The following is a 13,618-nucleotide window of genomic DNA, read 5'->3' on the forward strand; positions in this document are numbered from 1 at the left end:
TTTGGTGATACGGAAATAAAGTCCTATCTTTGCATTCGAATTATACACAAAAGGATAAACAAGAGACATAAATACAGATATAGGATTCCGGTGCTTCACTGGCACTGGAATTCTTTATTTTTTATGCTACTTGCCAACCGATTATTAATAACATTAAAACAACAAGAAAATTATGGCTTACATGTCACAAGAAGGCTACGACAAACTCGTAGCTGAGCTGAAACAGCTCGTATCTGTAGAGCGCCCTAAGGCATCAGCCGCAATTGCTGAAGCCCGCGACAAGGGTGATTTAAGTGAGAATTCTGAGTATGATGCCGCTAAAGAGGCACAGGCTCATCTGGAAGATAAGATCAATCGCCTGAAGCTCACCATTGCCGAGGCCAAGATTATCGATACCAAGCAGCTCAGCACCGACAGCGTGCAGATTATGTCGAAGGTAGAGATGACCAACATGGCTAACAAGGCAAAGATGACTTATACCATCGTGAGCGAGAGCGAGGCAAACTTGAAGGAAGGCAAGATTTCCATCAAGACTCCTATCGCACAGGGATTGCTCAACAAGAAGGTAGGTGAGATTGCAGAAATCAAGATTCCTCGCGGCACCATCAACCTTCGCATCGACAAGATTTCATTTGAATAAAACGGAATAAAAGGAACTATCATATCGGCAGCAATGCCCGTATGACGGTTCCTTTTATGTTATATGTAAGCCTACCCGATATATTCTATAGAAAATGAAAGTAGCCGATGCAACGACATCAAAAAGAGAATAAGATAATATGTATTGTAAATTATAAATTATTAATTATAAATTGATTAGCGATTATGGCAAGCATTTTTTCAAAGATTGCAGCAGGAGAGATTCCTAGCTACAAGTGTGCAGAAAGCGACAAGTTTTATGCTTTCCTCGACATTAGCCCTATCGGCAAAGGTCATACTTTGGTGATTCCCCGCAAGGAGGTTGATTACATCTTCGATATGGAAGACGAAGACCTGGCTGAGTTTGAGGTTTTCGCCAAGAAGGTAGCCAAGGCTATCAAGGCAGCCTTCCCATGCAAGAAAGTGGCGCAGGTTGTTTTGGGTCTGGAGGTTCCTCATGCCCATATCCACCTCATCCCAATGAACAGCGAAGCTGATGTAAACTTCCGCAAGGAGCATCTCAAACTCACAGAGGAAGAGTTCAAGGAAATTGCTGATAAGATTTATACAGAATTCAAGAAACTTTAAATGCAAGAAGTTTCAAACAGAAAAAGAGCTGCGAATATGCTTCGCAGCTCTTTTTATATCTTTATTTCATAAGCTCTTGCTTAGACGAACTCATCGCCTTTCTTCATCTGCACCTCGTTTACATATTTACGCACCAGGGCAGAAGAATCTTCTTTCTTGCATATCAACAATACATTGTCATTCTCGGCTACTATGAAACCATCCAGTCCGTTCAATACAGCCAGCTTTCCTTTAGGCAACTTGATTACATTGTTGTGACAATTCTCCATCATCACATCGCTGTCAACAACCACGTTGTCATCGCTGCTCTTCTGCATCGCCTCGTAGATACTGTGCCAGGTACCCAGATCAGCCCAGCCGAAGTCACACTTCATCATATAGACATTGCTAGGTTTGTCAAGCACTCCGAAATCTACTGATATATTAGGATAAGAAGAGAAACTCTCTTTCATGTATGCATTCTCAGTCTCCACACTGAATTCGGGATACTGTTTATCGTAATCACGGAGTACAGGGGGCAGAATCTTGCAGAAACACTCACGCAGATACTTCACATTAGAAAGGAATAAACCCGTATTCCAATAGAACTCTCCACTCTCTACAAAAATCTTGGCAAACTCTCTTTCCGGTTTCTCTGTAAACGACTGCACCTTGTACAATCCGTTGCCGATAGCTTCGCCCATCTGAATATATCCATATCCAGGTTCAGGACGGGTTGGTTTCACACCCATCGTCAGGAAACGGTCATGTTCTGCCACAAAAGCCAGACCTTCCAATACGTTTTCCCGGAAAGCATCTTCATTGAAGATAGCCTGATCCGAAGGAGTGGCGATGATGCAGGCATCAGGATTGAGCATCGAGATGCGATGATTGGCCCATGCCATGCTAGGTGCCGTATTGCGATGAATAGGTTCCGCCAATATCCGTTCTGCAGGAACCTCAGGCAACTGTTCCTTTACCAGTTGAACATATTCTTCATTTGTGTTGATAAATATATGGTCGGCAGGCACGATCTTTGCCATACGGTCAAAGGTTTGCTGAAGCTGGGTGCGCCCCACGCCAAAGAAGTCGACAAACTGCTTCGGATAGTTGCTGCGGCTGCAAGGCCAGAGTCTGCGGCCCTTACCTCCCGCCAATATCACACAATAATTATTTCCGTTACTCTTCATATCTTGAGTCTAATATTTTGTTGGTTTTCAAAATTCATCTGTAAAGTTAGTGATTATCCGTGAAAGTGCCAAAGATTTTCTTGAAATTTAATAAAGTGGCCTATAAAAACAACAAAAATTTAATGTTTCTGCATTAAAAATGCATTTTTAGAAAAAAAAGTCACCAAAAAGTTTGTCAGTTCAAAAATTATTAGTACCTTTGCAACCGCAAATAAGCAAGGTGGTATTTGCCCAGATGGCGGAATCGGTAGACGCGCTGGTCTCAAACACCAGTGGAGCAATCCATCCCGGTTCGATCCCGGGTCTGGGTACCAAAAAGGAGAGAAGTTTTACTTCTCTCCCTTTTTCGTTTATATACCTTGTATATATACACATTTATCCCTGCATATCTACCCACTTACATCCTATCATATCCCCCACTTCACGAAAACGTTTACAGCGATTTATTTAGAATAAGCCTTACTATTTTTGGCTTTTCAAAAGATAATATTTATCTTTGCAGAAGAAATAACTTATATATAATAACCCAACAAACCGAAAAAATAGATGAAGAAATTTTTTAGCATGGTATGTGCTTGCTTGTTGGCGCTAAGTGCCCAGGCAACCGACATCAAGAAGTATGATGCTCTTTACGAGAATCTACCATTCCAGATGGAGAAGGTGACCCGTCCGCAATTCCCAGCCAATGAGGTAAATCTCAAGGACTTTGGTGCCATTGGCGATGGCTCTTCTCTCTGTACCACAGCCTTTGCCAAGGCTATCGATGCGCTGACTCAGAAAGGCGGCGGCAAACTCATCGTTCCACAGGGCGTATGGTTCACAGGTCCTATCGTATTGAAGAGCAATATCAACCTGCATCTCGAAAAAGGTGCAGTCATCCTTTTCTCACCAGATGATACCCTCTACCCTTTTATAGAAACATCGTTTGAGGGTCTGGATACACGCCGCTGCCAGTCGCCTATCTCTGGTCATCATCTTACCAACGTGGCAATTACCGGTCAGGGTTGCATCGACGGAAACGGAGAATACTGGCGCCCATTGAAGAAGCAGAAGGTTACCGATGCCCAGTGGAAGCAGATTACTTCACGTGGCGGTGCGTTCAAGAGAGCCGACTACTGGTTCCCATCAGAAGGTGCATTGAAGGCAGACAACAGTGCCAACATGAATGTGCCTAAAACTCCAGCTTCAGAAGAAGAATGGAACGAGATCAAGCGTTTCCTCCGCCCTGTAATGATCAGTCTCGTAAGCTGCAAGAACGTTTGGCTCAATGGTGTCATCTTCCAGAATTCACCTGCATGGAACATCCATCCGCTGATGTGCGAGAACGTTCTTATAGAAGATGTATTGGTCCGCAACCCTTCATATGCTCAGAATGGTGATGGTCTTGACCTGGAGAGCTGCAAGAATGCACTTATCGTCAACTCTACTTTCGATGTAGGCGATGATGGTATCTGTATCAAGAGCGGTAAGGATGCTGACGGAAGAAAGCGCGGCATTCCTTGCGAGAATGTCATCGTAAACGGCTGTACCGTATTCAAGGGTCATGGTGGTTTCGTTGTTGGCAGCGAGATGAGCGGTGGCGTAAAGAATATCAAGGTGAGCGACTGCCAGTTCCTCGGCACCGATGTAGGTCTCCGTTTCAAGAGTACCCGCGGTCGTGGTGGCGTAGTAGAGAATATCTATATCGACAACATGTCAATGTTTGATATTCAGACAGATGTCATCACCTTTGACCTTTACTACGGTGGCAAGTCTGCCGTTGAGGTTCTCAACGATGGCGATGAGGCTAAGAGCCAGAAGGTACAGAAGTTCAAGGTAGATGAGACAACACCTTGCTTCCGCAATATCGACATCAACCATGTCATCTGCCGCACAGCCCGCCGTGCAGCTTACTTCAACGGCCTCCCAGAGATGCCGGTAAGCAACATCCACATCAAGGATATGGAGGTAAACAATGCTGAGTATGGTATCGTCATCAACCGTACTGACGGCGTGAAGCTCGAAAACATCAAGGTTAGTGCAAAGAATCACACCTTCGATGCTAAGAACTCGAAAAATGTGACTGTCAACGACAAGACATACAAGAAGATTGACGAGAAGGGTATTACCCTCGATTTCTAATCTCGTTCTGACAAGATAAGACAGATAAGAATATCCGCTGTATCTGTCAGAAACAACAAAGAAGAAACAGGCTGTTGGAGCACAAAGTTCCGACAGCCTGTTTTTAGTTTTATCAGCAACTATTTCCTTACAAAGGCTACACTTTTTGCCCCAAAAAGAAAAAAACACGCTTTTTCTTAAAATAATTTAGTTTTTTCTTGGTAGTATTAAATCTTTTTTATACTTTTGTAGTCGATAAATAAATGACGCAACCTAGAAATTTAAACTTAAGAAACTTTCCTCTTGGATTCTTTTATATAGATTCAGCCGAAGTTTTTTTCAGATGTTAGAAGACGCAATAAATAATTGAAGAAAATTCTGGTAATAGGCTCCTATATATTATATATAATGTGTAGCATGCTTAAAGGCCTAATTTACATAAACAAAAACAAATAGTAAAATTTTAAAAGTTAGTTACATGGTGAACGCAATCAAAAAATTGTGTAAAGTCTGCCTAGTAACGACAATGGTGTTAACACCATCTTCTGTCCTCGCACAGAATGTCGTGAAAGGTACCGTGCTGGACTCTAACAACGAGCCAGTGATCGGAGCATCTGTCATTGAAAAGGGAAACCCTAAGAATGGCACAGTTACTGACATCGATGGTAATTTTACGCTCAACCTGAAAGCCGGCAGGACTGCCGTTATCTCTTACATCGGTATGGTGGCACAAGAGGTAAAAGTGGGGGGGGCAAGCCCAAACCATCGTATTGAAGGATGACAACAGTCAGCTCAACGAAGTTGTCGTTGTCGGTTATACAAGTAAAGCCCGCAAGGACCTCACCGGTTCTGTAGGTTCAATCTCTGGACAAAAGCTTGCTGTTGTTCCAGTGGCTTCTGCTGCTGAGGCATTGGCAGGTAAGATTGCCGGTGTGCAGGTTACCACAGTCGATGGTGCTCCTGGTGCCGACATCAATATCCGTATTCGTGGTGGTTCAGCCATCTCAAGTTCCCAGGACTCTAAACCTTTGTTTATCGTCGATGGATTCCAGGCTGACAACATCAACGACATCCCTCCTACCGATATTCAGAGCATCGACGTTCTGAAGGATGCTTCCCTCACCGCTGTCTATGGTGCACGAGGTGGTAATGGTGTAGTTATCGTTACTACTAAATCTGCACAGGCTGGTAAGGTGAAGGTTGATTTCAACGCCTATGGTCAGCTCTCTTGGCTGGCAGGCAAGCAGGACATGCTGGATACTTACGAATTCGTTAAGTATCAGTTGGATGGAACCTATGACAAAAACGACAAGAAGCACGCCTTCCGCCGTGACTTCGGTAACCCTAACGATATTGACATCTACAAGACAAAGACTACCCACGACTGGCAAGATGAGTTGATGGGCGACCCAGCCTTGACCCAGATGTACAATGTTACCGTGAATGGTGGTAACGAGAAGTTGCGTTTCAGCACCTCTCTCACCCAGCACAATCAGGATGGTATCATCTCAAATTCCGGTGTTCGCCGTACCAATATGAACACCAAGATCAATGTCAAGTTGGCTAAGAACGTTAACCTCCTGGTAAACCCTCGTTTCACATATCGTCGTGACCTCGGTGCAGGTGCCAGCGGCATCGGTACAGGTGGTTTGGTGGGCGTATTGAACTACAAACCAACCAATGGTCTTCGTGAGTTTACCAACTATGATGACGAGTGGCAGGATTTCTCGGTAGAACGTTACTGGAAGCTGGCTAGTCCTTTGGACGACATCAATCAGAATTATCTGCTGAAGCATTCTTACAGTTTCACCAACCAGGCTAGTCTCACATGGGAAATCATTCCTAACCTGACCTTCCGTTCAGACATTGCCCAGTTCTGGTCATTCTCAGACAACAACCGTTTCTACGGCTATCTGACAGATGAGGCTGCCAAGAACGAGAACATGCCTGTGGCTCAGATTACAAACACCCGTGGCTTTAAGTATACATGGACAAATACCCTGAACTATAGCTTAACCCTGAAGGAGAAGCATAATTTCTCTTTCTTGCTCGGTCAGGAGGTTCAGCATACACAAACCACAACCAACTATCAGGCATCCCGCTATTTCCCACAGAGCACATCACCAAGATATGCTTTCAACAACATGGGGCTGGGTTCTGCATACGGTAGCACATCAAGCGTAACAACTCCTAACCGTATCGCATCATACTTCGGTCAGATCAACTATAACTATAAGCACAAGTACCTGCTCTCAGGTACCATGCGTGCCGATGGTTCTACCCGATTCGCTCCAGGTAACCAGTGGGGTTACTTCCCTTCTATCTCTGGCGCATGGGTTATCTCTGAGGAGTCTTGGTGGAACAAGGACGTTGTTGATCAGTTGAAGATCCGTGCAGCTTTCGGTCTTTCAGGTAACAACAACATCGGTGATGACCGTTGGCGCTATCAGTATAACATCAATGCACAGGGTGGTCCTAGCTGGGGCGAGAGCACAACAACCCAGAATGGTGACAAGTATTATGCATCAGACGCTTTGTTCCCTAACAACAAGATTAAGTGGGAGACTACCGTAACCCGCAACCTGGCTGCTGATATTTCTCTCTTCAAGGGTCGCATTACGCTTACTCCTGAAGTTTACTGGAACACCACACGCGACTTGCTCTACAAGTGCCAGATTCCTACCACAACCGGTTACTCACAGCAGTGGCAGAACGTAGGTCGTGTATCTAATAAGGGTTTCGAACTTTCTATCAATGGCGATATCCTCCGCGGTAAGGACTATGTTCTCTCTGCTAACTTCAACATGGGTATGAACAAGACCAAGGTAGAGAAGATTAACGGTACAGATGCTTACATCCCTGGTAAGTCTTGGGATTCAGAGGATAACTTCCGCCTCGTAGAGGGTAAGGAAGTAGGTCTTATCTATGGTTATGTATACGAAGGCCTTTATGGTTTCAACGAATTCCACAGAAATGGATTCAAATACGCAGCAAATGATGCCGACTATCTGGCAGAAAACCCAGGTGTACAGGAGAAACCAACCGTAACAGGTCTGTTTGGTACAGAGCCTGGCCGCATCAAGCTGAAGGATATCAACGGTGATGGCAAGATTGACATCAACGACCGTACTGTAGTAGGTAATACCAACCCTAAGGTACAGGGTGGTTTCGGTTTGTCAGGAAAGTGGAAGAACTTCGATTTCACTGCCAACTTCACCTACATGCTCGACTTCGACGTGATTAACGCTACCGGATACCAGCTTTCATCAGCAAATGGTGCCAGCCAGACCAATCCTCGCAACGTATTGAAGAAGTTTGACTACAACAACCGTTGGGTTTATCATGGAGATATCTACATCGAGAATGCAGATGGAACCAAGAGTATCTACAACCTCAACGAGTGCTTGTTGGGCAATTCACAGCACATCGATTACCTCGATATTTACGAAGAGCTCAATGCTGGTAAGACATTGTGGAACCCACAGGATGTAACCAAGAACTACACACTCTCTAACTTCGTAGAAGATGGTTCATTCCTGCGTCTCAACGACTTGACTATCGGTTACACATTGCCTACAACCCTTACAAAGAAGTGGGGTATCTCTCGCCTCCGTTTGTATGTTACAGGCTCTAACATCTTCTGCATCACCGGCTACTCAGGCTATGACCCAGAAGTTGACATTCAGAATGGCTTGACACCTAACGTTGACTGGAACCGCTACCCACGTAGCCACAGCTACCTCTTCGGTGTGAACCTTTCATTCTAAACTAGGTATATAATATATAATAAGGAAATACAATATGAAAATTAAAAATATATTGATGTGCAGTCTGTTGCTGGCAGGCTTGTCTTCCTGCAACGACTACTTGGATGTAGACGCTCCTTCTAAGGTGACCGACAAACAAGTGTTCAGCAGTACAGAAGAAGCCGACCGCTTATTGAATGCGGTTTACCAGTCTACCTGTAGCAGTAACACATACGGCAATGCATACCTCACAACCTTCAACTTCAACAGCGATGTAGAATTCTCTACTTCAAAAGCTGAAATAAAGAGCGTAAGCCACAACGACTGGAAGCAGTTTGACGGTGAGGCTGACGGTGGTAGCATCAAGGGTACTTGGGATGCGGCTTACCAGACTATCGAACGTGCCAACAACTTTGTAAACGCTGCAGAGAAATCTTCACTCTACGGCAATGCAGACCTCGACCAGATGATTGGTGAGGCAAAGTGTATCCGTGCTATGAACTATCTCGACCTGGTGATTCTCTGGGGAGATATTCCTTTCACCTTCACTCGTACTTACGACCAGGAATCACTGATCATGCCTATGGGAACCCGTGATGAGATTCTTACAGCTCTTATCAACGACCTGAAGCAGGCTGCTCCTAAGATGAAGAAGGCTAAGGAAATCACAGAAGGCGTAGAGCGCTGCTCTAAGGAGTTTGCATGGTCTCTCATTGCCCGTATCTCTATGTTCCGTGCCGGTTATTCTCTCCGCCATGGCGAAGATACAAAGGCTGCAGGTACCATGGAGCGTGCTGCTGACTATGAGGACTATTACAAGATTGCCCGTACATACGCTGATTCTGTTATCCAGGAAGGTACTCATGCGTTGACCAACGACTATATGAAGGTATTCAACGATGAGTGTAACTATGCAGTTGTAAGCAACGACGATGTCATCTTCGAAATTCCATTCGTACAGAATGTAAACGGAAACATCGGTTATATCCAAGGTCCTAAGGCTGACTTCTCTAGTGCCGGCGATACCGATCACCCTTGGGGTAAGATGAGTGGTAGCGTAGGTTTGAATGCTTTCTATCGTTTCACATTTGACAAGGAAGACGTACGCCGCAATACTGTAGGCTACTGGTCATACGGTTACAACGGTATTGCAGCATTGCAGAATTCATATACCAACTACTGTCTGAAGTGGTCTAAGCTTTGGGACAGAAGTCATACTCAGGGTAATACCTCTGAAGGCAATACCGGTATCAACTTCCCATACATGCGCTATGCTGACGTTCTCCTGATGTATGCAGAGGCAGAAAACGAATTGAACGGTCCTACCGATGCAGCCAAGAATGCATTGAAGCAGGTTCGTGAACGTGCGTTCCGTGGTGCAGCCAACAAGGCTGAAAAGGTAGACGGCTATGTAAGTGCACTCGGTACCAAGGATGAGTTCTTCAAGGCTATCGTTGACGAGCGTGCCTGGGAATTTGGCGGTGAGAATATCCGCTGGAAGGATCTTGTTCGCTGGAACCTCTACAGCCAGGTGCTCTACAAGAACTTCTGGAAGTATTATGGTATGGGTTGCGACCGTGACGACAGCTACGACGTAGATGGTAATTTCAATGATTTACCAAACGACTTCTTCTACAGAACCCGTACAAGAGCTCAGTGGAACCAGCAGGTAGCAGAAAACCCAGAGAAGTATAATGCAGCCAACTATCCTGAGGTATTCAACTTCGCCAATACAGATGCCAGCCTCGGTATCATTGAGGTTTACAAGACTCAGGGCGATGACTTCTGTATCGATAACCTTTGGGAGAACTGGGGACTCAACGGTAAGCTGATGCCTCAGGAAGGTGGAGAAGCCGACTGGAAGAGAGCATATCTTTTTAACTGGCTCGATGAGGAAACTGGTATAGCAAAACCAGAATGCAGATGCTCTATCAGAGGTTACATCTACATCGACCAGCTGGGCGTTATGCAGACAACCAACATTCCTGAGTACAGTAGCGAAGTTGACTTGTCGACTCTCCCATCTGTAAGATACATCCTGCCAATTCCAAAAGATGTAATAAGCCGCAGTCTGGGACAGTACAAGAATTATTATGGTTATTAATCAATGACTTAGAATCATAAAAGATATGAAGAAATTATTTATATTTTCAATGATATTAGCTGCAACCATGTCGTTCTTTGCTTCATGCAAAGACGACGATGGTTACAACGATGCAGACGCAGACCGTCTGCCTATGCCTATGTTCCGCAATACACAGAACACGGCATCAAAAACCACTCCCTATTATTGTGACATTGCTTCAAGAGTGGATCCAAACATCGCACTCTACCTGCAGCAGCATGGCTATAAGGCAAGTACACACGTGAATGATATGCGCCTGTTCTGGTATGGTGTAGATGGTGCAGATGCATACGAATTGAAAGGAAAAGTAATGGGAACCTCATGGGACAAGGAGGAAAATCCAAATCTTCTGGATACCATTTTGACTGCAGACCAGCTTTCTTTCCTGCACGAAGACTTGCAATATAGCACAGGTTATCTGTATGCCATCCGTGCACTCGTTGACAGAAACGATTTGAACAATCCTCATAACTCTAAGTGGTTTGGTATGGGTGATGGTTCTCATCAGGTAGACCAGTCACGTGATGATGACCGTAACCAGACCGGTGCCTTGACAACAGGTATGCGCTACGATGTACCAAGCGTATTCTGGACAGAGAATGTAACCAAGACTTCTATGGATGTATGCTTCCAACCACAGACAGAAGGCGATTACGAGAAGGATTACAAGGAGTTCTTCAAGGCGGGTGCAGAGGTAAAGGATGGAGAGTGGGTATTCGATGAAATCCGCGTGGTTCCATCAGCTGATAATGCACAGCTTCCAGAACACATCATCAAACCTACTGCAGAACAGCGTGCCGCTGGCCGTGTACATATTGAAGGTTTGGAATCTAACGCTGCTTATATCGTAAGCGGACAGAACAACCACATCAAGCGCTACTACGACCGCCAGTACAACTCCACCATGCTCCGTATGCCAGGTGATTCCGGTGAACCTATCCTCATCAAGGCAAATACAGCAGAAGAGGCAAAGCGCGATACCTTGTTGCAGAACATGGGCTTGCAGAAGGGTAAAATCTTCGGTTGCGAGGACCTTGTTGCTACCCGTATCGATACCATCCTGACCAACTATATGTCTGACAGCAAGATAGCTGAAGGTCAGATATTCTATCTGGAAGGCGGCAAGACATACTACTGCTCTTCAACAGTTGAAATGACCAAGGGCTTTACCATTGCAACCAATCCTGCAGATATTGCTGCAGGTAAGGGGCGTGCAACCATTCTCCAGGGAATCGGTTACAAGAGCGAGGCTAAGACTGCAGCAAATGCAGTGAACTGGGGATTGTGCCGCAATGCACGTACTGGTGCAGAGAATGGTGTGACATTGGCTATCCAGCCTATCATCATGCAGGACATCAACTTCCACCCTATGGCTTGGTTCAACTACTTTGACCAGAAGGGAGAAGGCGGTAATCCACAATGTACCATTACCCAGAACTACTTCATGAATATGTACAGCCAGGGATTGTCATTCTCACTCGCTGAACTTCGTATCGAAAGATGTACATTCAGTGGTCACGTTCGTGGTTTCATCCGTTTCCAAGGTCCTAACCGTCAGATTATCGAGAAGTTGACCGTCAACGACTGTGTATTCTACGATGAAGGTGGTTATGATACCAATGGCCGTGGCTACTCTTGGTTCGCAGGTCCAGGTAACAACCGCAAGTCAAACTTCTACAAGAATTTGACCTTCACCAATAATACCATCATCAACAGTCCACGCCACGCCTTGATTACAGAGGCAAAGAACCTGGCTTGGCCTGATGGTACAACATGGAACATCAATGTATCTAACAATACATTCGTCAACTTCTCACCACGCTCTAACAACAAGAGCCACGGTTTGATGTTCGAAATCAAGTATGCTCCAGGTGGTTCTAAGATTACCTGCAAGAAGAACCTCTTCGTATTTGCCGGTAACAAGAATGATGGTGCCCGTGACTACTTCCAGAAGGGTATGATCATCGATACCAAGGATATTTCTTACGACTTCGCAGACAACTACTCTACCGTAGTTCCTGCTTACGACAAGTATAAATCATCTACAGATCCTAAGACAAGTCTCCTGGATGGTATGTTCATGCAGAACGCATTCTCTAACTCTAAGACTGGTGCCGGCTACAACAAGGGAGCCCTTAACGTTGGTGGTATGGGTGAAACCCAAATTAAGTTTGGTGACAATCATAACAAGAATGAGGCAGACGCTGTAGGCTACCAGCTTGAGGCTGGCGAGCTCTTCAAGAGTCCTTGGACTATCGGTACAGTAAATGCCAAGGAGAAGTTCCAAAAGGATGCTTACCGTTACTCAGACATCAGTGGTTTCTACTATAATGCATCAGACAAGGTGAAGAGACATCCTATCTATACCAAGGAAATCGGTGACCCACGCTGGCGCACTGGTAAGTCTTGGGATGGTGGCAAGAACCACACAGTAAAGAGTGGTGATCTGACTTACTAAATTATATTATCAGATATACATATTTAATAAAAAACAAAGAGGGCGAGCCTGTGAAGGTTCGTCCTCTTACTTTTTATCAAAACTGCCCTAAAAAATGAAGCAGGCTTCAATGGCAAACGAAGCCTGTTTCATTGACCATCGAAGCCTGTTTCATAAAAAGGGGCATATCTGCAGGCTCTAATCCTTGAAATCTATACTCAATTCGCCAGTGCCTAAAAGATTGTAACTCATGCGATGATATGGGGTAACTCCAAATTCCCTGATGGCAGCACGATGCTTCTTGGTAGGATAACCCTTGTTGCCTTTCCAATCGTATTGTGGGTATTCTTCTGCCAGCGCATCCATGTAATCATCACGATAGGTCTTGGCAAGGATGCTTGCCGCAGCAATTGCCAGATACTTGCCGTCGCCTTTTACGATGGTTGTATAAGGCAAATCCTTATAGGGTTTGAAACGGTTGCCATCCACAATAACTGCCTCCGGACGAACCTTGAGCTGGTCCAGGGCTCGGTGCATAGCCAGGAAACTGGCGTTGAGGATATTGATTTTATCGATTTCTTCAGGCGTAACAATGCCAACAGCCCAAGCTACGGCATCACGCTCTATCTGCTCGCGGAGCGCCTTGCGCTTCTTGTCGGTGAGCTTCTTACTGTCGTTCAATTCGGCATTCTGATAACCGGGCGGAAGGATAACGGCTGCTGCATATACGCTGCCAGCCAAGCATCCACGGCCAGCCTCATCACAGCCAGCCTCTATCATATCCTTATAATAATGACTTTCTAACATTTTCTTT

Annotated in this window: 7 protein-coding genes, 1 tRNA gene and 1 pseudogene; 7 read left to right on the plus strand and 2 right to left on the minus strand. The window is 45.2% G+C overall.

The window, feature by feature from the left end; genetic code table 11:
• Positions 1–172: 172 nt before the first annotated feature.
• Positions 173–640, plus strand: coding sequence for a transcription elongation factor GreA (gene greA, locus DWV53_RS01260; protein ID WP_022120765.1), 468 nt, complete (start codon positions 173–175; stop codon positions 638–640).
• 185 nt (positions 641–825) lie between these two features.
• Positions 826–1,227 carry an HIT family protein gene (locus DWV53_RS01265; protein WP_022120766.1) on the plus strand — a complete coding sequence of 134 codons (402 nt, stop codon included), beginning with the start codon at positions 826–828 and terminating at the stop codon, positions 1,225–1,227.
• A gap of 80 nt (positions 1,228–1,307) precedes the next feature.
• On the opposite strand, the gene DWV53_RS01270 is transcribed toward DWV53_RS01265, so the two are convergent.
• Entirely contained in the window at positions 1,308–2,396 is a 1,089-nt protein-coding gene (locus DWV53_RS01270) for a mannose-1-phosphate guanylyltransferase (RefSeq protein ID WP_118151110.1), read from the minus strand.
• 229 nt (positions 2,397–2,625) lie between these two features.
• Between DWV53_RS01270 and DWV53_RS01275 the strand changes: the two genes are divergently transcribed.
• The 5 genes and pseudogenes from DWV53_RS01275 (at position 2,626) to DWV53_RS01295 (ending at position 12,825) form a co-directional block, all read left to right on the plus strand.
• Positions 2,626–2,710 (plus strand) — tRNA-Leu (locus DWV53_RS01275).
• A 232-nt stretch (positions 2,711–2,942) separates the two neighbouring features.
• Positions 2,943–4,517, plus strand: a complete 1,575-nt coding sequence (locus DWV53_RS01280; protein ID WP_118151112.1) for a glycoside hydrolase family 28 protein — start codon at positions 2,943–2,945, stop codon at positions 4,515–4,517.
• Between the two features lie 457 nt (positions 4,518–4,974).
• Positions 4,975–8,263, plus strand: a pseudogene (locus DWV53_RS01285) (SusC/RagA family TonB-linked outer membrane protein).
• Between the two features lie 34 nt (positions 8,264–8,297).
• Positions 8,298–10,346 carry a RagB/SusD family nutrient uptake outer membrane protein gene (locus tag DWV53_RS01290; RefSeq protein ID WP_118151114.1) on the plus strand — a complete coding sequence of 683 codons (2,049 nt, stop codon included), beginning with the start codon at positions 8,298–8,300 and terminating at the stop codon, positions 10,344–10,346.
• Between the two features lie 25 nt (positions 10,347–10,371).
• Complete coding sequence (locus DWV53_RS01295; protein WP_147468713.1) at positions 10,372–12,825, plus strand: hypothetical protein; 2,454 nt, start codon at positions 10,372–10,374, stop codon at positions 12,823–12,825.
• Between the two features lie 177 nt (positions 12,826–13,002).
• Here DWV53_RS01295 and DWV53_RS01300 read toward each other — a convergent pair whose 3' ends face one another.
• Complete coding sequence (locus DWV53_RS01300; RefSeq protein WP_118151117.1) at positions 13,003–13,611, minus strand: ribonuclease HII; 609 nt, start codon at positions 13,609–13,611, stop codon at positions 13,003–13,005.
• Positions 13,612–13,618 lie beyond the last annotated feature (7 nt).

The organism is Segatella copri, assembly GCF_003465495.1.
GTDB classification, from domain to species: Bacteria; Bacteroidota; Bacteroidia; order Bacteroidales; family Bacteroidaceae; genus Prevotella; species Prevotella copri_G.